The organism is uncultured Arthrobacter sp., assembly GCF_964021775.1.
Lineage (GTDB): Bacteria > Actinomycetota > Actinomycetes > Actinomycetales > Micrococcaceae > Arthrobacter.
In genome coordinates this window covers 1-21,309 of the sequence record NZ_CAXHZI010000023.1, presented here as the reverse complement: position 1 = coordinate 21,309, position 21,309 = coordinate 1, and the positions used below count along the sequence as shown (strand labels likewise).

The 21,309-nt window shown below is 69.6% G+C and carries 18 protein-coding genes; 9 read left to right on the top strand and 9 right to left on the bottom strand.

Features of this window, described 5'->3' with window-relative positions; translation table 11 throughout:
• The first annotated feature begins 12 nt into the window (after positions 1 to 12).
• Positions 13 to 1,968 carry a glycogen debranching N-terminal domain-containing protein gene (locus ABIN76_RS15245; protein WP_346960520.1) on the top strand — a complete coding sequence of 652 codons (1,956 nt, stop codon included), beginning with the start codon at positions 13 to 15 and terminating at the stop codon, positions 1,966 to 1,968.
• Here the strand turns inward: ABIN76_RS15245 and ABIN76_RS15240 are convergent.
• Both ABIN76_RS15240 and ABIN76_RS15235 read right to left on the bottom strand, forming a co-directional pair.
• Positions 1,965 to 2,714 (bottom strand): phosphatase PAP2 family protein, encoded by a 750-nt coding sequence (locus tag ABIN76_RS15240; RefSeq protein WP_346960519.1) that lies wholly within the window; start codon positions 2,712 to 2,714, stop codon positions 1,965 to 1,967. The two genes, ABIN76_RS15245 and ABIN76_RS15240, sit on opposite strands and share 4 nt — an antisense overlap.
• 41 nt (positions 2,715 to 2,755) lie before the next feature.
• Positions 2,756 to 3,373 carry a YdeI/OmpD-associated family protein gene (locus tag ABIN76_RS15235; RefSeq protein ID WP_346960518.1) on the bottom strand — a complete coding sequence of 206 codons (618 nt, stop codon included), beginning with the start codon at positions 3,371 to 3,373 and terminating at the stop codon, positions 2,756 to 2,758.
• 42 nt (positions 3,374 to 3,415) lie between these two features.
• Here ABIN76_RS15235 and ABIN76_RS15230 point away from each other — a divergent pair, with 42 nt between their 5' ends.
• The gene (locus tag ABIN76_RS15230) at positions 3,416 to 4,219 is read left to right on the top strand and encodes a VOC family protein (protein ID WP_346960517.1); all 804 of its coding nucleotides are present in this window, start codon (positions 3,416 to 3,418) and stop codon (positions 4,217 to 4,219) included.
• Here the strand turns inward: ABIN76_RS15230 and ABIN76_RS15225 are convergent.
• From ABIN76_RS15225 to ABIN76_RS15205, 5 genes are read right to left on the bottom strand one after another with little or no spacing between them, the layout of a single operon-like run.
• On the bottom strand, positions 4,216 to 5,499 hold the full coding sequence (locus ABIN76_RS15225) for a M20 family metallo-hydrolase (protein WP_346960516.1): 1,284 nt from the start codon (positions 5,497 to 5,499) through the stop codon (positions 4,216 to 4,218). The two genes, ABIN76_RS15230 and ABIN76_RS15225, sit on opposite strands and share 4 nt — an antisense overlap.
• 53 nt (positions 5,500 to 5,552) lie before the next feature.
• Complete coding sequence (locus ABIN76_RS15220; RefSeq protein ID WP_346960515.1) at positions 5,553 to 7,256, bottom strand: amidohydrolase; 1,704 nt, start codon at positions 7,254 to 7,256, stop codon at positions 5,553 to 5,555.
• Between the two features lie 13 nt (positions 7,257 to 7,269).
• Complete coding sequence (locus tag ABIN76_RS15215; protein ID WP_346960514.1) at positions 7,270 to 8,685, bottom strand: aldehyde dehydrogenase family protein; 1,416 nt, start codon at positions 8,683 to 8,685, stop codon at positions 7,270 to 7,272.
• 11 nt (positions 8,686 to 8,696) lie between these two features.
• Complete coding sequence (locus ABIN76_RS15210; RefSeq protein WP_346960513.1) at positions 8,697 to 10,328, bottom strand: thiamine pyrophosphate-dependent enzyme; 1,632 nt, start codon at positions 10,326 to 10,328, stop codon at positions 8,697 to 8,699.
• Positions 10,325 to 11,653, bottom strand: coding sequence for an MFS transporter (locus ABIN76_RS15205; RefSeq protein ID WP_346960512.1), 1,329 nt, complete (start codon positions 11,651 to 11,653; stop codon positions 10,325 to 10,327). Before ABIN76_RS15205 ends, ABIN76_RS15210 begins: the two co-directional genes overlap by 4 nt.
• Positions 11,654 to 11,846: 193 nt before the next feature.
• On the opposite strand from ABIN76_RS15205, the gene ABIN76_RS15200 reads away from it, so the two are divergent.
• From ABIN76_RS15200 to ABIN76_RS15175, 6 genes are all read left to right on the top strand, one after another.
• On the top strand, positions 11,847 to 13,052 hold the full coding sequence (locus ABIN76_RS15200) for a helix-turn-helix domain-containing protein (protein WP_346960511.1): 1,206 nt from the start codon (positions 11,847 to 11,849) through the stop codon (positions 13,050 to 13,052).
• A 76-nt stretch (positions 13,053 to 13,128) separates the two neighbouring features.
• The gene (locus tag ABIN76_RS15195) at positions 13,129 to 13,668 is read left to right on the top strand and encodes an NUDIX hydrolase family protein (RefSeq protein ID WP_346960510.1); all 540 of its coding nucleotides are present in this window, start codon (positions 13,129 to 13,131) and stop codon (positions 13,666 to 13,668) included.
• Between the two features lie 122 nt (positions 13,669 to 13,790).
• On the top strand, positions 13,791 to 14,861 hold the full coding sequence (locus tag ABIN76_RS15190) for a DUF6707 family protein (RefSeq protein WP_346960509.1): 1,071 nt from the start codon (positions 13,791 to 13,793) through the stop codon (positions 14,859 to 14,861).
• 90 nt (positions 14,862 to 14,951) lie between these two features.
• A complete protein-coding gene (locus tag ABIN76_RS15185; protein WP_346960508.1) occupies positions 14,952 to 15,677 on the top strand; it encodes an SRPBCC domain-containing protein in 726 nt (241 codons plus the stop codon).
• Positions 15,678 to 15,710: 33 nt separating this feature from the next.
• Entirely contained in the window at positions 15,711 to 17,009 is a 1,299-nt protein-coding gene (tgt, locus tag ABIN76_RS15180; RefSeq protein ID WP_346960507.1) for a tRNA guanosine(34) transglycosylase Tgt, read from the top strand.
• Between the two features lie 22 nt (positions 17,010 to 17,031).
• The gene (locus tag ABIN76_RS15175; protein WP_346960506.1) at positions 17,032 to 17,781 is read left to right on the top strand and encodes a dienelactone hydrolase family protein; all 750 of its coding nucleotides are present in this window, start codon (positions 17,032 to 17,034) and stop codon (positions 17,779 to 17,781) included.
• Positions 17,782 to 17,839: 58 nt separating this feature from the next.
• On the opposite strand, the gene ABIN76_RS15170 is transcribed toward ABIN76_RS15175, so the two are convergent.
• Together ABIN76_RS15170 and ABIN76_RS15165 are read right to left on the bottom strand one after the other, a co-directional pair.
• On the bottom strand, positions 17,840 to 18,538 hold the full coding sequence (locus ABIN76_RS15170) for a queuosine precursor transporter (protein WP_346960505.1): 699 nt from the start codon (positions 18,536 to 18,538) through the stop codon (positions 17,840 to 17,842).
• Between the two features lie 252 nt (positions 18,539 to 18,790).
• On the bottom strand, positions 18,791 to 20,182 hold the full coding sequence (locus tag ABIN76_RS15165; RefSeq protein WP_346960504.1) for an MFS transporter: 1,392 nt from the start codon (positions 20,180 to 20,182) through the stop codon (positions 18,791 to 18,793).
• Between the two features lie 142 nt (positions 20,183 to 20,324).
• Between ABIN76_RS15165 and ABIN76_RS15160 the strand changes: the two genes are divergently transcribed.
• The gene (locus tag ABIN76_RS15160; RefSeq protein ID WP_346960503.1) at positions 20,325 to 21,188 is read left to right on the top strand and encodes a hydroxymethylpyrimidine/phosphomethylpyrimidine kinase; all 864 of its coding nucleotides are present in this window, start codon (positions 20,325 to 20,327) and stop codon (positions 21,186 to 21,188) included.
• Positions 21,189 to 21,309: the final 121 nt, after the last annotated feature.

Below are 21,309 nucleotides of genomic sequence, written 5' to 3'. Positions count from 1 at the left end.
AGGCTGGGGCGCATGACTGTTCAGCCAGCCCTTCACCGTCAGCACTGTTCCGTGGCCGCTCCCACCCAGGTATGGCTCGACGCCGAGGGCCGGCTGGCCAGCGGCGCCACCGGTGCCTCCGGCGACAGCGCTTCCGGCGACGGCGCCACGGGCCCCGGCACCGGCACCGGCGAGTGGTTCACCGGGCTGCTGCACGGGGACACCCGGATGCTGTGCCGCGCCGAGGTAACCGTCAACGGATTCGCGCCGGAACCGGCCACCGTGGAGGCCTCCCCCGGCGGCGTGCTCCGGGTCCGCGGACTCGTCCGCGGCATCGAGGGCCCCACCGAGGATCCCGCCGTCGAACTCCTGCAGACCTGGACCGTCACGCCCGGCGCCGTCCGCGTCTCCCTGCGGCTGAGCACCTCGCTGGACGCCCTGGACGCGGAGATCGAGGTGCGGCTCGCGGCGGACTTCACCGACATGGCCGCCATCCGGCTCGGCCGCTACCGCGACCCCCTCCAGCCCTCCGCGGCGGACGATTCGACGCTGCGCTGGAGCGAGGGCGGCAAGACCCTGACGGTATCGGCGCCCGGCCGGGTCACCGGCGGCGAACGGCTCACCTGGCGCGGGACCGCGGGCCGCGGCAGGCCGCTGGAGGCCGAATGGCAGGCCGTGCTGGCCGACACCGAGGACGCCGTGGTGGCCGCGCCGCCGCCGGCCGCCCGCCGCGTCCGGGCCGAGCCGGAGGGGCCGCTGGGCCTGCTCCTGGAAAACTCCCTGGACGAACTCGACGGTCTCCGGCTGGCCACCCGGAAGGCGCCCGATGCCCCCTTCCTGGCCGCCGGCGCCCCCTGGTACTTCACCCTCTTCGGCCGGGATTCGCTGTGGGCCGCCCGGCTGCTGCTGCCGTTTGACGCCGCCCTGGCCGCCGGGACCCTGCGCGCCCTCGCCGCGCACCAGGGCACGAAGACCGATGCCGCCGCGGCCGAGGATCCGGGCAAGATCCTGCACGAACTGCGCGCCAAGGAGCTGGTGCTGGAAAGCCAGGCGCTGCGCCTGCCTCCGGTGTACTTCGGCGCCGTGGACTCGACCCCGCTATGGCTGTGCCTGCTGGGCGAGCTGGGGCGTGCCGGCACGGACGACGCCGCGGTCCGTTCCCTGCTGCCCAACGCCGCCCGCGCCGCGCAGTGGCTGCTGGCCGCCGGCGCCGCCGGCGGCAGCGGAGCAGGGGGAAATACGGCCAACGGCGGCTTCCTCAGCTACCAGGACACGTCCGGGCATGGCCTGAGCAACCAGGGCTGGAAAGACTCCCGGGACGCAATGCAGTTCCGCGACGGCCGGCAAGCGGACGGCCCGATTGCCCTCGCCGAAGTGCAGGGCTACGCCTACCAGGCGGCGGTGGAGACCGCGGATCTCTTCGATGCCTATGGCGAGCCCGGGGCGCAGGAACTGCGGGACTTCGCCGCGGCGCTGCAGCGCGACTTCCGCGAGCGCTTCTGGGTGGAGGACGACGGCGGCCGGTTCCCCGCGATGGCGCTCGATGGCCACGGCGAACCGCTGGACATTCCGGGCTCCAACATGGGACACCTGCTGGGCACCGGGATCCTGGACGCCGCGGAGGCGCGGCTGGTGGCGGACCGGCTGCTCAGCCCGGAACTGTTCTCCGGCTACGGCCTGCACACCCTGTCCCGGCGGGCGGCAGGGTTCTGGCCCTTCAGCTACCACTGCGGTTCGGTCTGGAGCCACGACACCGCCATCGCCGTCAGGGGTCTACTCAGCGAGGGGTTCACCGCCGAGGCCGGGGTCCTCGCCGAGGGCCTGCTGGCGGCCGCAGGCTCGTTCGGGCACCGGCTCCCGGAGCTTTTCGCCGGTGTCACCGCGGCGGAGTCGGGGCGCGCGGTACCGTATCCGGCCTCCTGCCACCCGCAGGCGTGGTCCTCAGCGTCCGCGGTGGTGCTGGCCCAGGCCCTCGGCGTCGCCTTCTAAGGCGCCGGAACCGCCTTCCGAGCGGCGCGGAGGCCGTCGACCAGGATCACGATGCCGGTGACGGCGACCGCCAGGCCGAGGGAGGCGACGACGTCCGTGAGCCAGTGGTAGCCGAGATAGAGCCGGCTGAACCCAACCAGCAGGGCGCCGAGCGCGGCCGCCGAAAACGCGAGCACCGCCGTCGGGCGCCGCACCGGACGGCTGAGCGGACCCCGCGGGCCGTCTGCGCTGCCCAGCAGCAGGTACACCAGGACCAGCAGGAACACGCCGGTGCCGAAGGTGTGGCCCGAGGGGAAGGAGAGGGCGTCGTCCGGACCCATCAGGAAATCGGCTGCCGATGGCCTGCCGCGCGCCACCTCATGCTTGATCAGGGCGGACGCCCCGAAGGTCGCTGCCATGGCCCCCAGAAGCAGCGCCGGCCGCCAGAGTTCGCGTTTCCGGACCGCCCAGCCGAGCGCCAGCAGACCCGCAATGACCAGCAGCCAGGCCGGGGACGTGACCGTACTGACGGCCGCCAGGAGGCCTGTGGCAAGGGGCGACCGGCCCTCCACCAGGGCGTCGTGGACCCCGCCGTCGAGCAGGGCGAGCCCCGAGTCGGTCTGGACAGCGGCCAGCATCAGCCAGAACACCGCCTCGCCGGCCACCAGCAGGCCCGCGGCGCCGAAAAACACCGCGCGTTGCGACCGCGTGCCGGGAGCGGCGGCGGGCAAGGCGGAGCGGGACTGGCCGCGTTGGGAGGTAGGCACCGGGCTACTCTGCCAGCCCGGGCTGTCGGGATCCGGGACGGCTACTGGGAGGTTCCTGAGGGTCCCGGGCCCGGCCGCCGGGTTTGCGGGTGCGGCGTCTCGTAGCGGGCGAGCATCTCCACGAAGCCGGCGATCTTGCGCTCCCGCGTGGACGCCTGCTTCACCGCATTGGTCCGGTAGATCAGGGCGTAGCGGTTCACCGACGTCAGGACCTCAAACATCGCCTGCGCCCGCGGGTCCGCCGCGATGGCCGCGGCCAGATCGTCCGGCACCTCGGCCGAGGCCTGGCCGGAGTACGCCCCCTCCCAACGCCCGTCAGCCTTGGCACTTTCGACGGCGGCCCGCCCTGCCGGGGCCATCCGGCCGGCCGCTTCAAGGCGTCCGACGCGCTCCACGTTCCGGGCCGACCAGACGCTTTTAGGGCCGCGGCGGGTCATCCGCTGGAAGGAGGTCTCGGCGTCCCGGCGCCTGCCCTGGCCGTCGATCCAGCCAAAGCAGAGCGCCTCCTGCAGGGCGGCCTCGTAGTCGAGTTCCGTCACCGAGCCGCCCTTTTTGTGCAGCACCAGCCACACTCCGGGGCTGTCCGCGTGGTGCGTCTCCAGCCAGGCCCGCCACTCGGCGGCGTCTTTCACCAGCAGTTCCATAAGCTCGGCAGCCATGGCACCATTGTGCTCCCAGACCGAACCACCAGGGAGATACCCATGCTGCGTGTCCGTCCCATTCATTTCACCTCCCGACTGGACCAGTGGGAGCGCCTGCTGACCGACCTGGGCATGGTCAAGTCCGTCGACGAGCCCACCTGGCGGGAGTTCGACGCCGGCGCGGGACGCCTGGCGCTGCATTTCGTCGAAGCGGGCTCGGCGGAGGACGGCACCACCTCGTTCGGCGTCGAGGTCGGCGACCTGGCGGAATTCGCCCGCCGGACCAACGAAGCCGGGGCGCCGGCCGGCCCGGGCACCGCCGCCGGCACCACGGCAGAACTCATTGAAGCGGAGCACGGCCCTTCCTGCCGGGTCACCGCCCGGGACGGGTTCAGCTTCCTCGCCGACCCCGCCACGCGCGCGTCCGACGGCAGCTGGGCCGGTGCTGCGGAGGCGGAAGCTGGGCTCGCCGTCGTCGGCATCTGGTTCGCGGAGGACCCGACGGCGGCGACCCAAACCCTGCGCGACGTCGGCGCCCGCCCCCGGCCGGTGCCGGGTGCCGGCGGCGCCGGTCCCGCCGGGACTGACACCGGCGAGTCCGAGTCGTTCACGGCGAAGAACGGCGGGGTCCTAATGGTCGGCGCGGCTGCCGGATCGGCGCCGGGAACCGGGCGCGCCGGGCTGGGCTTCGAATACGACGGCGACCTTGAAGCGCTCCGGGAGCGGCTCGCCGGGGCGGGGCATGAGGTGGCGGCCGTGGAGGACGCCGCCGTGCCGCTGCTGCACGTGGGCAACCCGGATGCGGACGGCGGCGCCGCCCGCCCCCACGCCCTTTGGATCTCCGCGGCCCCGGCGGAGGCTTAGGCCCGGTCCCCCGTCGCCAGGGCTCCCTGGCAAAGCCGGTTCAGGACCTCTGTCAGCATAGTGACGCCGGCGACGGTGTCCTGGTCCTTGGTGAATTCGTGTTCATTGTGCGAGATCCCGTCAACACTGGGGACGAAGAGCATGACCGTGGGGACCAGGTCCTTCATGTTGGTGGAGTCATGCCCCGCCAGGGTCATCACCTGGCGGCTCGTGAGCCCCAGATCCGCAGCGACTTTGGCCGCGAGCTCGACGCCTTCGGGCTGGTAGGGGGTCACCGGCCAGGAGTGCGAGTGGTGGCGCTGGACGGTGACGTTGGCCAGCTGTTCGATCTCATCGATCCGCCGGTGCAGCAGCGTGTCGGCTTCCGCGAGGACAGCCTCGTCGGCGCTGCGCAGGTCCAGCAGCAGGTTCACGCGCGAGGGCACTACGACGGGTGAGTTGGGGTAGACGGTCAGCTGGCCCACCGAGGTGTGCAGCACGCCGGAGAATTGGTCGGCGATCTCCCGGGCTGCCACCACCGTCATCGAGGCGCCCAGCAGGGCGTCCTTGCGGTCGGCGATGACGGTGGAGCCCGTGTGGGCCTGCTCGCCGTGGACCACGAATTCGTATTTGTTGGCTGCCCAGTTGGAGTTGACCAGCCCGATCGTGACGCCGTCGCGCTCCATGCTCCGGCCCTGTTCGATGTGGATCTCGGCGCAGTACACCGCCGCAGGGCCGTCATAGTCTCCCCGGCCGCCGATCGCGTCGAGGGCCTCGCGCACCGAGGTCCCGGCGGCGTCCCTGGTGTCCAGTGCCGTGTCCAGGGCAAGCTTGCCGGTGTAAACCGAGGAGCCCATCATGGACGGCTTAAACCGGGAGCCTTCCTCGTTGAACCAGTTGACCACGGCGATGTTGAACTTCGGCGCGCCGGCCCGCGGGTGGTCCGGGTGCCCGCCGGCCCACGCCTCGGTGAGCCGGAACGCGGCGTGCGCCGCGGCGAGGACGCCGTAGGCGCCGTCGTAGCGGCCTGCGGTCGGCTGCGAATCCATGTGCGAGCCCACCACCACAAACGGCGCCCCCGGGACAGCTTCGTAGAGCCCCCATTGGTTGCCCGCGCGGTCGAACCTGACGGTGAACCCACGCGCCTCAAGCAGCCCGGTGAGCCAGCGCCGTTGCTGCCCGTCGGCCTCGCTGGCGGCTTGGCGGTCCACCCCTCCGTTGGGGGTGGCGCCGAACCGGCTCATGGTGGCGAAGTCGCGGAGGAACGCGCTGTCCTCGGGGCTGAAATTGTTGGTCGTCATGGTGTCCCCTGGTGCTGGTGGGCGGGCTGGTGGATTGGGCCGGGTGGCGGTGCCTACCGGGTTTGCAGGGCCGCGGCGCGTCCGGACTGCGGTTCCGGCAGCGCCCGGTGGGTGAAGCGCCCGCCGACGGCGGTGGCGAGGACTTCGAGTCCATCGATCCGCTCCGCGGTCAACGGCGAACCGGAAAGCACTGTGAAGTCCGCGAGCTTCCCCGGCTCCAGGGAGCCCTTTTGGTGCGCGGCCCCGGTGGCCGCTGCAGCCCCGGTGGTGTACGCCGCGAGCGCCTGGTGGGGGCTCAGGCATTCTGCGGGGTCGCCGAAGAGCGCCCCGGAGGAGGTGCGCCGGTCCACAAACGCCTGCATGCCGCGCAAGACGTTACCGTCGGCCACGGGCCGGTCCGAGCTTCCGGCGAGGGTCACCCCGGCCGCGAGGAAGGACGACGCCCGGTAGGCCCAGCCGAGGCGGTCGGGACCCAAGGATGCCGTCATGCCGTCGCCGCCGTCGTGGAAGAAGCTGGCCTGCGGCGTCACCGCGATCGCAGCCGCGGCCAGCCGCTCGAGCTGGTCCGGCCGGGTCATCGAGGCGTGCTCGATCCGGTTCGGCACCGCGCGCGGCCCGTAGTGTCGTTCGCAGCCGGCGATGATGTCGATGGCCAGGTCGACGGCCCGGTCCCCGATGGCGTGCGCGGCGATGGACCAGCCCGCGGCGTAGGCGGCCTCGATCTCGGCGCGGAGCTGTTCCGGATCGGCCTGGAAGTAGCCCACGTTGCCGGCGTTGTTCTTGTGGCCGTGGCTGCAGAACTCCTGGCTAACCGCCGCGGTTTCCCCCAGCAGCGAACCGTCCAGGAAGACCTTCGCCGGTCCCAGCGAGAGGAAGTCGCCGCCGAAGCCCGTGGCGATGCCCAGGTCCAGTCCGGCCGGAACCGTTCCGGGGAAATCCTGGCCGTGGGCGGCCAGCGGATGCAGCATCTCCAGGACCGGCATCAGCTGGGCGCGGGCATGCAGCCGGCCGTTGGCCGCCGCCCGCTGATAGGCGGCGAGTTCCACCGGGCTGTGGCCGATCCAGCCGCCGCCGATGCCGGCCTCGGTGAAGCTGGTGATGCCCTCCGACGCGTAGTGCCGGGTGGCCCGGTCGAGCGCCGTCTCGAGGTCGGCGACCGGATAGGGCAGGATGAGCTGCTGGATCAGCTGCTGGGCGGTCTCCTCCACCAGCCCGGTGGGTTTCCCGGCGCTGTCACGGACAATCACGCCGCCGTCGGGGTCGGGGAAGGACGCCGCGTCTGCCCCGGCCAGCCGAAGGGCTGCGGTGTTCACCACCGCCATGTGACCGGAGTTATGGCGCATCAGCAGGGGCCGCCCGCCGGTGATCCGGTCCAGCACGTCGATGTCCGGGAACTCGCCGCCGTGGTGCTGTTGGTTGAACCCGGTGGCCAGCAGCCAGGCGGCCGTCCCGGAAGACGCTGGCTGCGCGGCGCTCTCCGCCTCCAGCAGCGCGTAAAGCTGGGTCAGGCCGTGCACGCCGGACACGTCCAGCTCACCCAGGCCCAGCCCGAACCAGGCGGTGTGGCAGTGCGCGTCGATGAAGCCTGGCGTCACCGTGGCGCCGTTGAGATCCAGGACCTCGGCGGCGTCCAGCCCCTCCACTTCCTCATCCAGGCCCACGACGCGTCCCTGCCAGACGCCTAGGCGTGTGGCCGCGGGCCGCGACGGGTCCATGGTGATGATGTCCGCGTTTTTGAGCAGCAAGTCGAGTTTCATGTGTGGTGCGCTTTCAGCGGTGGGAGGTGGTGACGGACTTGATCCGGGTGTAGTTCTCCAGCCCGAAGACGGAGAGGTCCTTGCCGGTGCCCGAATGCTTGAAGCCGCCGTGCGGGGCTTCGGCGGGGATCACCTGGTGGCAGTTGATCCAGACCGAACCGAAGTCGAGGTCGTTGGCGACCCGGGTCACGACGCCGTGGTTGTTGGACCAGACACTGGAGGCCAGTGCGTACTTGGTGCCGTTCGCGAGCTCCAGCGCTTCCTGTTCATCGGCGAAGGGCTGCACGGTGACCACCGGCCCAAAGATTTCTTCCGCGACGACCTCGTCGGACTGGGCCACCCCGTCGATCACCGTCGGGGCAAAGTGGAACCCGACGCCGGTCCGCTTGCCACCTGTGAGCACGCGCGCGTTGGCTGGCAGTCGGGCCATGAACCCCTCTACCCGGTCCAGCTGTGCAGCGCTGTTGAGCGGCCCGAGGTCCGCGGCGTCTCCGCCCACGGTCAGCCCGGCTGCCGCTGCCGCGAGCGCCTGGGCGAACTCGGCGTGGATGTTTTCCTCCACCAGCACCCGGGTCACGGCCGTGCAGTCCTGCCCGGCGTTGAAGAACGCGCCAAGCGCGATCTCCTGTGCGGTCTGCGCAATGTCGACGTCGGCGAACACGATGGCGGGAGCCTTCCCGCCAAGTTCCAGGTGAACGTCTTTGAGCGTCGCGGCGGCGGCAGACATGACCTGGGCGCCGGCGCGCGTGGAGCCGGTGATGGAGACGAGCTCGGGAATCTCGTGGTCCACCATCACGGCGCCCGTGTCCCGGCCGCCGCAGATCACGTTCACGACCCCGGCCGGATAGACCTGCTGGGCCAGCTCCGCCAGGATAACCGTGGACCAGGGGGTGGTGTCCGCAGGCTTGAGCACAACGGTGTTGCCGGCCGCCAGGGCCGGCCCGAGCTTCCAGATCGCCATCATAAAGGGGTAGTTCCAGGGCGTGATCTGGGCGACCACACCCAGCGGCTCCCGGCGCACCGTCGAGGAGAAGCCGGTGACGTACTCGGTCTGCGCCGTGCCCGAGACCACGCGGCAGGCGCCGGCGAAGAAGCGCAATTGGTCCGCGCCGCGCAAGATCTCGATGCTGCGGGTCACGGCAGCGGGCTTTCCGGTGCAGGCCACCTCGGCCGCCAGCAACCGGTCCGCGTTGGCTTCGACCAGGTCCGCGAGCGCAAGCATCATGGCCTGCCGCTCGGCGGGGGTGGTCCTTTTGTAGCTGCGGAATGCGGCCTGCGCGGCGGCGAAGGCACGGTCCACCGTGGCGGCGTCGCTGTCCGGGGCGGTTCCGAGCTGCTCGCCGGTGCGCGGATCGTAAAACGGCAGGGTCGCAGCATCGGCGCCTCCGCCGTCGTCCGCCCCGTTGATGATGTTCCTGAGCGTAATCACGTGGGCTCCAGTCAGTTGCTTGCAGTCTTGGGTGAGCGGACGGCCGGATCCTGCGGCAGGTGCAGGACGGCGGGCACGCCGGACTCAACCGCGCGGCGGAAAGCAGGGGCGAAGTCCGCCGCGGAGTCCACGCGTTCGCCGTACCCGCCGTAGGACCGGGCCAAGGCGGCGAAGTCCGGGTTGGCCATGTGCGTCCCGGAGGGCCGTCCAGGGTAGTGGTGCTCCTGGTGTTCGCGGATTGTGGCGAAGATGCCGTTGTCCACCACCAGCGCAACGAAACGCGCTCCATGGCCCATGGCGGTGGCGATTTCTTGGCCGTTCATGAGGAAACAGCCGTCGCCCGCGACGGAGATGACCTGACGCCCGGGATAGGCCAGCGAGGCCGCCACCGCGGCGGGGATGCCCATTCCCATGGCCCCATTGCGAGGCGCCGCGAGCGAGTTCGCCGCGTTGTGCCTCAGGTAGCGTGCCGCCCACAGCGAGTGGTTGCCGGCGCCGTAGGTGATGACGGCGTCGTCGTCCATCTCCTGCTTCAGTACTTCCATGACGACGTTGAGGTCGACATACCTTGCGTCCGCCCCGTCGCTGTCCGGCTGGGCAGTGGAGAAGTTTTCGTAGTCCGCGCGGGCCTCGGCGAGCCAGCCCGCGGCAGGGTGCACCGCCGGCGCGGTGCCGGCGAGCGCCGCAGCGAAGGCGGCAACGTGGGCCTGGAGGTGCTGGTCCACCCGGCCGAAGTGCCCCTTGAGGTCGGCGTCGGGGTTGACGACGACGGTGACGGCGTCCAGGCCCCGGGTGTAGCCGTCGGACAGCACGTCGGAGCGGACACAGCCCACGAAGAGCAACAGGTCAGCGGCGTCCAGGCGGCGGGCGTTGGCGTCGCTGCGGGCGTAACCGAGGTAGCCGGCGTAACTGCCGCTGTCGTGGGGAACCGCATCGTAGGCGCGGAAGTCGGCAAGCACCGGTATCCCGTGGCGTTCCGCCCAGCCGGCCAGGGCCTCCGATGACGCCTGGTCCCAGCCCTCGCCGCCCACCACCACGAGGGGCCTCGTGCAGGCCGCGAGGCGCTCTTCCAACTCCGCCAGTCCGGCGCCGGTGGCCTCGGTCCGGGCCACCCGCCGGGGTTCGACCGTGCCCGAGTCCACGGTGTGCACCAAGACATCCTCGGGCAGTCCGATCACCACCGGTCCCGGCCGGCCGCTGAGTGCGGTGAAGATGGCGTCGTCAACGACGCGGGCGGCGGATGCGGCGTCGTCGAGGGTCACAACCTTCTTGGCGGTGCTGCCGAACCAGGCATTAATGTCGAATTCCTGGAACGATTCCCGGCCCCTGTCCGCGACCGGGATGAGGCCGACAAAGAGGATCAGCGGGGTGGCATCCTGGTGCGCCGTGTGGATGGCGATGAAGGCGTTGGCGGCCCCCGGCCCGCGCGTGACCATGGCCACGCCGGGCAGTTCGGTCAGCCGTCCCTCGGCCACCGCCATGAACCCGGCGCCGCCTTCGTGGCGGGTCACAACGGTTTCGATCGAGGAATCGTGCAGCCCGTCCAGGACATCCAGAAAACTTTCGCCCGGAACGCCGTAGACCCTCCGGACCCCGGCCCGTTCCAGCTGCGCGACGATCAGGTGACCGGCGGTGGTGCTCAATGCTTCATTCCCTCTTCCTCGATGCTCAGCGAGGGGAGCAGCAGTCCGGAGAGCGCGGTCAGTGCGGAGACGACCAGCAGGATGATGGCGCCCGGCCAGAAGGAGTTGCCGGCGGCGGCAACGAGCGCCGTGGCAAACAGCGGGATGAAGCCGGAGATCACGCCGGCGCTGTTGGAGGTGATCGCCACACCCGTGTACCGGACCTTCGTGGCGAACAGCGCGGTCAGGGCGGTGCCGGACACGGCGTACGGGATCGACAGGGTGGCCACGCCGACGATCATGGCGAGGATTACGAGTGCCGGGACGGCGGTGTTGATGGCCAGGAAGACGGGGATTGCGACGACGGCCGAAGCCACGCCGCCCCACAGGATGACCTTGCTGGCACCGTACTTTTCGCCCATCCGGCCGGCCCAGATCAGGAAGAAGATTTCGACCACGGCAGCGAGCAGCGACCCGGCCAGCAGGACCTCGGAGGGCATCTTCAGGATCTTGGTGCCGTAGAAGACGACGAAACTGGTGATGAGGTAGAACCCGCCAATGCCGAGCAGCGCCGAGCACATGCCCACGAGGATCTGGCGCCAGCTCTTGGTCAGCACGCCGCGGATGGGAGCATGCTCGGTTTCGCCGGCCTCCATCAAGGCTTCGAACTCCGGGGATTCGCTGAGCTTGCTGCGGATCCACAGGGAGATGGCCAGCAGCGGCAGGGCCGCAACGAACGGAATCCGCCAGCCCCAGGCGTCGAAGTTGCTCTGGCCGACCAGGGCGAGCATCCCGAAGAATCCGCCGGAGGACAGGATGGTACCGATCGGGGAGCCGATCTGCGGGAGCGCCGCGTACCGCGCCCGCTTGGCCACGGGCGCGTTTTCGACGGCAATAATCACCGCGCCGCTCCATTCGCCGCCGACCGCGAGGCCCTGCAGGATGCGCAGTGCCACGAGGATCGCCGGGGCGGCCGCACCGATCGTCATGTAGTTCGGCAGCACGCCGATCAGTCCGGTGACCACGCCGATCCCGACGATGGTGACCATCAGGATTTTCTTGCGCCCGATCTTGTCACCCAGCGCGCCGAAGATGAAGCCGCCGATTGGCCGGGCGACGAAGCCTACGGCCAGGGTGGCGAAGGAGCTCATGGCCGCGACGAACGGGTCCTGCGAGACGAAGTACTGGGTGTTGAACACCAGCGCGGCGGCGGTGGTGAACAGGAAGAAGTCGTACCACTCCAAGGCGGTGCCCACCAGGGCTGCGAGCGCGACTTTCTTGGTTACGCTATCGTCGACGATGCGGGGCGGCTGCGGGTTCAGCTGCGCGGTGGCGTTGCTTGCCATAATGTCTCCAAATAATGCGGAATGGATGGGAATCAGCCGGCGGGCCGGCTGGGAGGGTCTGCACTGACTCCGGTGACTGCGGCGACTTGGCAATGTGATTGCGGTCACCCGATTACTCTTCGCCCATTCTGCCAGCACAATTCGCCCAAAAAACTAGCTGCACACCACGCAAATCCGTGCGTAAAATGTGCGAATGCACAATTTTCATGCGCCGGGCGATTCCCTGCGCTGGGCTGAACTGGTGGAGCTCCTGCACGGGAAGATTGACGTCCTGGCCGAGGCTTTCGCCGCCAGGGTTCTCGAGATTCCCGAATACGCCGACAACCAGCTCGGCCCCGGTGACCTTGAAGCCACCGCCCGGGAAACTTTCAGGAGGCTGGTCGACGGCCTGCGCGGCAGGAAACAGCATCGGCTGACCGGGGACGAGGCCGGCCCGGAGCCGGAGATGGAATCGCTGCTCGGGTTCGCCGCCGGCCTCGGGGCCAAGCGGGCCCGCGCCGGCATTCCGCCTGAGGCACTGATCTCCGCCGTGCGGCTCGACTTCAGCATCATCTGGGAGTGCCTGCTCCAGATCGCCGACGCCCGGGATGCGGCCCTGCTGGCCTCCCGGGTGGACAGGGTCTGGCGAGTGGTGGACGAATTCGCCACCCGCACGCACACCAGCTACCTGACCGAGCGGGTGCGGATGGCGCAGGAGGAATCCAGCATCCGCCGCGAGTTCATTGCCCGGCTCTTTAACCAGTCCAGTCCCTCCGCGGAAACGGTGAGCCAGGTTGCCGCCGCCCTCGGAGTGGACGCAGCCGCCCACTTTGGCCTCGCGGCGGCCAGCGGCGACGCAGCCGTGGCGCTGCGGAAAGCCGCGGCCGGGCCCGGATCCGGACCCGGCCACCGGAGCCGCTTCTTCGTCCACGAATTCGGTGGCAACACCTACGCGTTCTGGCCAATCGCTGCGCACCGGGACCCGACCCGGCCACCCATGCCCGCCGCGCTGACGGGCGTCCCTTGTGGCTACGTTCCGGAGGCCGCCGGGCTCCGAGCCCTGCCGGTCGCGGCCCGCACGGCCGAAAGCCTCGCCTCGCTGCTGCGGCCCACGGACTCAGGGCCGCTCTCCGCCGAGGCAGCCTGGGCACGGCTGGCCAAACAACAGCTGGACGACGCCGGCCTCGACCTGCTGGCGGACCTGGACGCGGCGCTGTCCTCGTGCCGCGGCGGGGAACGGGAGCGCCTGGAAGAGACGGTCCGGCACTACCTTTCGACTGGAAGCGTCACGGCCACGGCGCAGCAGTTGTTCTGCCACCGCAACACGATCCTCAACCGGATCAGCCGGTTCCAGGAGCTGACCGGGCTGGACCTGGCCGTGCCCGCCCAGGCGGCCCGCCTGGTGGTTGCCTGGGCCTGATCCGGAGCGGCGGCCCCGGCGGAGGCTTAGGCCCGCCGACCACGCCCGGGGAACGCGGATGGGGTAGAACTTAACCATGAACGTTCGCACTCCCGACCCCAATCCCGGCTGGCTTTCCGACGACGATCTGTTTGAAGCCCGCGGCCGGCTTCCCATGGTTTACGTCGAGGCCGTGCCGGTCCGGCTTGACCCGCTCGGGTTTGTGAACGAGGTCGGCACCCTGCTGCAGGCCGAAGCCGACGGCACCATGGTCCGCTCCCTGGTGTCGGGCCGGGTGCTGTACCGCGAGACCATCCGGGCAGCCCTGCTGCGCCACATGGAAAAGGACCTCGGCCCGCTCGCCTTCCCGCAGCTGCCGATCAGCCCGGTCCCCTTCACAGTGGCCGAATACTTCCCGTCCCCGTCGCACACCGGGTTCACCGACGACCGGCAGCACGCCGTTGCACTGGCCTACGTCATCCCCGTCACCGGCGAATGCTCGCCGCGCCAGGACGCCCTGGAACTGACCTGGATGACGCCGGAGGAAGTGATGAGCTCGGACGTGCAGCTGGAGTTCAGCGGCGGCCGCGGCGCCCTGATCCGGCAGGCGCTGGCGTTCGCCGGCGTCGGCCACTAGGGTCCTCCGCTCCGGGCGGCTGGATCACCAGGGGCGCCCCGGGCTGCCCCCGGCGTCCCCGATTTCGCGCGCCGGTCTTTGTAGACTGTTCAGCGGACCGAAAGAGAAGTTAAGGACTCCAGATGACCCACCCCACAGCCTCACTGAACTACAGCGAACGGCAGGCGGGATCTCTGCAGACCGGGGATCTGCTGCTCCTGCCGGACGCCGTGCGCACTGCCGAAATCCAGCGTGTCGACGTCGACACCGACGATTTGGGCTCCCCCGCGATCGTGCGCGCCACCCTCACCGGCGGCGGCATGCTGCGGATCGCCGCCGGCTCCGTGGTCCTGGTCCGGGACGCCGCGCCGGAGGCACCGGAGCTGCCCTACCCCGCCGATGACGCCGGCCGGCTGTCCGGTGACGCTCCCGGGACGGCTGTCGGCGAACCCGCCGCTCCTTCCGCCGACGACGGCGGCCCGGACCTGCAGCTGGTCCAGCCTCGCACCGTGGAGGACGGCAGCCCGACGGCGGCTTCCGCCGTCGTCGTTCCTCCCCTGCCCGTGGCCCCGCCGGCCGCCAGCGGTCCCAGCGAAGCGGACCTGGCCCTGATCCCGGTTGCCGAGGGGACCCCCGAGTCCGTCGTGGCGGCCGCGGCGGAGGCCCACCCCGACGCGCTGGGCGTGCTGCTGCTCAGCGAACGGCTGGTTAAGGGCATCAACACCAAGTCCGGCAGCTGCCTCAAGGATCTCAGCGACCTGGCCCACGAGCTGTTCGTGGTGCTCAAGGACGCCGACAACGCCCTCGCCGTGGCGGACCTGCTTAACGTGCTGCCCTTCGACGGGAACCCCGGCCGCTGGGCTTCAGTGGAGGCGTCCCTCGCGCTGGCCAGCTACATCTGCCGGCAGCGCGGAGAAGAGGACCGCGCGGCGGTCTACGAAAAGTTCCTCCGGGCGCCGGACGCGATGGAAACGGACCCGTTCAAGGCCCGGATCAACGCCAAGGTCCGCCAGCGCTCCCTCAACGAACCGAACCTGTACGACAAGGAAATTTTCCGCGCCATCGACAGTTCCAACCCGGACGCGGAACGTGAATGGCGGCTGCTCCGGCTCGAGGCGCTCCTCTTCCTGCGCGCCCACGGCGGCTCGCAGACCATCGGCGGAGCAGAACTGGAACGCCGCATCGGCAACGAACTCGAGTCCGTCCGCGGCTGACCCGGCCGCGGGGTTCGGCCCGCGGCCCGGCCGCGGGCCGCGGGCGTTCGGCCCTACCCCGGCACGCCCGGCCGCGGTAAATTCACCCTCATGACGAACAATCTCAGCGTGGTGATCAACTCTGACGCGCCGCAGGTCTGGACGATGTTGCGCGAACCCGCGAAGGTGGCGCAGTGGCACGGCTGGGAGGCCGAGGACCAGGCCGCCGAGATCAACGCGATCTACTTCAGCCCCAACGTGGTCGAGAGCGCGGACCACACCTCCCTCGTCGTCGACGGCGGCGACATCTTCACCCTCAAACCGGTCCCCGCCGGCACGGAAGTCAGTGTGACGCGCGCAGCGATCGACCACAACTCGGAGTGGGCGGCCTGGGACGAGGACATTACCCAGGGCTGGCTGACCTTCCTGCACCAGCTCCGCTTCGCGCTGGAGCGGCACCCGCACGGCAAACGGCGGACGTTCTTCTTCTCGGTGCCCGGCACCGAGGGCTCCGCGATCGACAAGCTGGGCCTGTCCGAGGTGCCCGCCCCGGGCGAGCCGTATTCGCTCACCCTGGCCACCGGCGAGGAGATTGCCGGGAAGGTCTGGTTCCGGAGCAACCACCAGGTGGGCCTGACGGTCCACGGCTACGCCGAGCACGGCGACGGCCTGGTAATCGTGGCGGACCAGCCCGCCATCCCGGACGCCCGGCCCGACGGCGGCTCGCTGGTGATCGTCTCCACCTACGAGCTCGGTGCGCACCAGCTGGAGTCCATCCGCACCTACTGGGACAACTGGCGGGCTGAGAACTACCCCACATCGGAACCGCTGCACTGAGGGTTCCGCCGTGTTAGCTGGCACACTTGAACGGTGCCAGCGAATCCTGAACCCGCCCCATCGTCCCCGCAGCCTGCCCGGCAATCCGAGTTTTCCTTCCGGGTGGGCAAACGCCTGAGCGAAACCTGCGCGCCGTCGGGCCCGCAGGTGACAGCGAACGGCGGGGAGTTCCTGGGCCGCACCGGCACCATCACCACCCCGCACGGCGAGATCCAGACCCCGGCGTTCATCGCCGTCGGCACCAAAGCCACGGTGAAGTCCGTGCTGCCCGAAGCCGTCGCCGACCTCGGCGCGCAGGCCGTACTGGCCAACGCGTACCACCTCTACCTGCAGCCCGGCGCGGACGTCCTGGACGAGGCCGGCGGGCTGGGCGCCTTCATGAACTGGCGCGGGCCCACGTTCACGGACTCCGGCGGCTTCCAGGTGATGAGTCTCGGCTCAGGGTTCAAGAAGGTCATCGACATGAAGTCGGTGGACACGTCCGGCCCGGATGACGCCGTCGCCCCCGGGAAGGAGCGCCTGGCCCACGTTGACGAGGAGGGCGTGTGGTTCAAGAGCCACCTCAACGGCGACCGGCACCGCTTCAGCCCCGAGATATCCATGAACGTCCAGCACCAGATCGGCGCCGACATCATGTTCGCCTTCGATGAGCTGACCACCCTGCAGAATTCCCGCGGCTACCAGGAGGAGTCCCTGGAGCGCACCCGGCGCTGGGCCGAACGCTGCATCACCGAGCACTTCCGGCTCACCGACGAGCGCGCCGGCAAGCCCTACCAGGCGCTGTTCGGCGTCATCCAGGGCGCCCAGTACGAGGACCTGCGCCGCAAGGCCTGCCGTGACCTCGGTGCCATGAACTTCGACGGCTTCGGCATCGGCGGGGCACTGGAAAAGGAGAACCTGGGCACGATCGTGCGCTGGTGCAACGAGGAACTGCCGGAAAACAAACCCCGGCACCTGCTGGGCATCTCCGAGCCGGATGACATCTTCACCGCGATCGAGAACGGCGCCGACACCTTCGACTGCGTCTCCCCCACCCGGGTGGCCCGGAACTCGGCGTTCTACCACCCCACCGGCCGGTACAACCTTTCGGGCGCCATGTACAAGCGCGACTTCGGCCCGCTGCAGGAAGGCTGCGACTGCTACGCCTGCCTGAACTACTCGCGGGCCTACATCCACCATCTGTTCAAGGCCAAGGAAATGGTCTCAGCCACCCTGATCTCAATCCACAACGAACGCTTCGTGGTGAAGATGGTCGACGACGCCCGCCTCGCCATCGAGGACGGCACCTTCTTCGAGTTCAAGGCCGAGACGCTGGCCCGGTACTACTCCTAGGCAGTTCGGCTAGGCTGGCCGGATGCTTATTGAGATCCCCGCCGCAGACGGCACCGCCGAGGCCCTGGTGGCCCGCCCCTCCACCGGCACGGGCCCGTTCCCGGGTGTCATCCTCTACATGGACGCCTTCGGCCTGCGCCCGCGCATCCAGGACATGGCGCAGCGCATCGCCGACTGGGGCTATGTGGTCCTGGCCCCGAACGTCTTCTACCGCGAAGGAACGGCGGCCGAACTGGCCCCGGACCTGGACATGACCACGCCGGAGGGCCGCGAGGCGGCGGGCGCGGCCGCCTTCCCGCGGGTCGGCCGCCTCACCACGGACAAAGCGCTGCCGGACATCGACGCGTGGCTGGCTGCCCTGGGCGGACTCGACGGCGTCGCCCCCGGCCCGGTCGGCGTCACCGGCTACTGCATGGGTGCGCGGCTTGCCGTCCGCACCGCAACCGCCCGCCCCGAGGCTGTGGCCGCCTGCGGCGGTTTCCATGGCGGCGGCCTGGCCACCGACGAGGCGGACAGCCCCCACCTGGGACTCGGCAACGCCCGCGCCCGGTTCGTCTTCGGTCACGCGGACCACGACCGGAGCATGGATCAGGACGCCGTTGCGCGGCTGGGCCAGGCCCTGGACGAGGCCGGCCTGAAGGCTGCCAACGAGATCTACGCGGGGGCACCCCACGGCTATTCGATGGCGGACACCTCCGCGTTCCATCCGGAGGCCACGGAACGGCACTTCCGCGAGCTCCGCGACCTCCTCGACGGGACGCTCAAGGGCTGACGGGCTGACGGGCTGACCCGGGCCTCGCGGCTTCGCCGGTTACTGGCGAGCTGCGGAGCTAGACCGCTCCGTAGCTCGGTTCGCGCTTCTTGACCCAACCGATCGCGAGCGAGGTCAGCGGGACGAAGGCGAACTCCACGAGGGTCTTGTAGAGGAAGCCCACCAGGACGTAGTTCACGAACATCGCGACGTCGGTAATGCCGATCACGGACGCGGCGATGCTGCAGAAGATCAGCGTGTCCACGAATTCGCCCGCCACGGAGGACCCCATGATGCGGGCCCAGAGGGACTTCTCGCCGGTCCGGGCCTTCATCTTCACCATGATCCAGGAGTTGATGGTCTGGCCGGCGAGGAAGGCCAGCAGTGAGGCGAGCACAATCTGCGGGACCGGGCCCAGGGCGCCCTCCAGCGCGGACTGCTTGGCGGCGCCGTATTCGTCGCCGAAGCCGGGCAGCGCGATGATGATCCAGTAGCAGAGGGACGCGAACACGGACAGCGCGAAGGTGGTAATGATGGCCTTGCGCGCCACCTTGAAGCCGTAGACCTCGCTGATGACGTCACCCAGGATGTAGGCCAGCGGGAAGAGGAAGAACCCGCCGTCGGTGATGATCGGGCCGATGGCCACGCCCTTCGACGCCCCGATGTTGGACAGGATCAGCACCACGGCCATGACGGCCAGCATGATGCCGAAGTACGGGGATCCGATCGAGGCGAACTTCGGCGGGGACGCAGCCGGGAAGGTCTTGGCGGAAGTCATGGGTATTCCATTCATAGTGGTTCGCTCGGCAGCCCGGGACGCGTGCACACGCCCGGGGCGCCGGCTGTATTAGCACTGGAGGGTTCCTGCGGCACGGGGCCCGGAACCGCCTCTATTCTCCCACCTGCGTGGCTCCCCCAAGGCGCCCGCCCCGGCAGCCGCAGCACCGGTGTTAACGGCGACGGCGGGCCGCCGGGTCCGGACCGAAGTCCGGAAGCCGGCAGCCCGCCGTCGTCCGTGGTGCGGGAAACCCTAGCGGCGCGAGGCGTCGACGAGGTCCTTGCCGTCGTCCTCGCGGGCCGCGGCGGGCTCCCAGGCGTGGCCCTGCTCGTGGTCCAAGTGCGTGGACTTCTTGTTCTTCAGCGCGAAGATGTAGACCAGCAGGGAGATGCCGATGGCCACCGTGACGTAGGTGAAGAACAGCTCTTCCTGGCCGGCCTTCTGCAGCGCCGCGCCGATCAGCGGGACGGTGCCGCCGAAGAGTGAGTTGGCGATCGCGTAGCCCAGCCCGACGCCGAGGGCGCGGATGGACGCGGGGAACAGCTCGGCCTTTACCAGGGCGTTGATCGAGGTGTAGCCGCCCACGATCAGCAGGCCGCCCATCATGAGCAGGAACGCCGTGAGCGGATCCTTGGTGCCGGCCAAGGTGGAGAGCAGCGGCCAGGTGAACAGGACGCCGGTGATGCCGAACCAGAGCAGCAGCGGCTTGCGGCCTACCTTGTCCGAGATGATGCCGTAGACCGGCTGGAGCAGCATGAAGATGAACAGCGCCCAGAAGTTGATCACCGAGGTGTCGGTCTTGGCGATGCCCGAGGTGTCATTCATGAACTTCAAGATGAAGTTGGTGTACGTGTAGAACGCCACGGTGCCGCCGAGCGTGATGCCGATGCAGATCATCAGCGGCTTCCAGTAGCTGGTGAAGAGCAGCTTCATGGTGCCCGGCTGCGCCTGACCGGCCACCGCGGGGGCCTTGGCCGCCTCGATCTGTTCTGCCGAGACGGTCTCCTCCATGGAGCGCCGCAGCCACAGGACCACCAGGGCCGCGACGCCGCCGATAGCGAACGGGATCCGCCAGCCCCACTCGCCCAGGTCGGCCTTGGGCATGACGTTCTGCAGGATCACCAGGACCAGCAGGGCCAGCATCTGGCCGCCGATCAGCGTGACGTACTGGAAGCTGGAGAAGAAGCCGCGGCGCTTGCTGGTGGCGGCCTCGGACATGTAGGTGGCGCTGGTGCCGTACTCGCCGCCCACCGAGAAGCCCTGGATCACGCGGATGAGGACCAGTAGGATCATGGCCCACAGGCCGATTTGCTGCTGCGTGGGCAGGATGGCGATGGCGAAGGAACCGGCGGACATCAGGGTCACGCTCAGCGTCAGGGCGGCCTTGCGGCCCTTGCGGTCCGCGTAGCGGCCAAAGAACCATGCACCGATCGGGCGCATCAGGAACGACGTCGAGAAGACGGCCATCGCCTCAAGGCCGGCCTGGAGGTCGTCCTTGGAATTGAAGAAGTGCGACTGGAAATACGCCGCAAAGACTGTGTAGACGTAGAGGTCGTACCACTCGACGAGGTTGCCGGCCGAGCCTTTGAGGATGTTGCCGACGGCTTTCCGGGTCTGGGCCGCTTCGGACAGTTGGGTGCTCATCAATGAACCTTCCTGGATCCGGCATCGCAAGAGAGCAATGCCGTCCGCCACCATATTCCCGGTGATCCGGAACACACGGCTTTTGGTCATATTGGTCATACGCACAATGCGGCCGGTTTTCCCCGAGTGGCAGGATGGGTCCATGACTTCTTACGCCGTTGACAACGTGACCTCCGACGCCAGCGCCTACCCCGCCGTCGCCCTGACCATCGCCGGCTCCGAGGCCACCGGCGGCGCCGGCGCGCAGGCGGACCTGAAGACCTTCCAGGAGCTCGGCGTCTTCGGCATCGCGAACCTGACCTGCATCGTGTCCTTCGATCCGAAGGACAATTGGAACCACCGCTTCGTGGCCATCGACCAGCAGGTCATTGCCGACCAGTTGGAGGCGACGACGGCGGCGTACGGCGCGTCATCCGGCGCGCCGTCGGTGATGGACACGGCGAAGATCGGCATGCTGGGCAGCCCCGCGACGATCACCACCGTGGCGTCGGCGCTGGCTGACTCTGCTTTCCGGAACGTGGTGCTGGACCCGGTGCTGATCTGCAAGGGCCAGGAGCCGGGCCACGCCCTGGACACCGACCAGGCGCTCAAGGCGCAGATCCTGCCGCTGGCCACCTTTGTCACGCCGAACCACTTCGAAGCCGAGTCGCTCTCCGGGCTGGAGATCACCGACGTCGCCTCGCTCAAGGCTGCCGCCGTCCGCATTCATGAGCTCAGCGGCGCCGCGGTGCTGGCCAAGGGCGGCGTGCGCCTGGCCGGGCCCGACGCCGTCGACGTCTACTACGATGGCGAGACGCTGGAAGTCCTCTCCGCCCCGAAGGTGGGCGAGGTGGCCGTCTCCGGCGCCGGCTGCTCGCTGGCCGCCGCCGTGACCGCGGAGCTGGCCAAGGGCGCCACCCCGCTGGAGGCCGCCCGCACAGCAAAGGAGTTTGTCACCGCAGGTATCCGGAACCGGGTGGCCTCGGGAGCCCCGTTCGACGCGCTCTGGCAGGGCGGCCCGCGCTAGCCCCGCCCTAGGCGACGCTCCCTCACTTCTGGCCGCTACCCGCCGGACGCTCCCTCAGGTGTGGCAGCTGCCCGCCGGACGCTCCCTCACCTCTGGCAGCTACCCGCCGGACGCTCCCTCA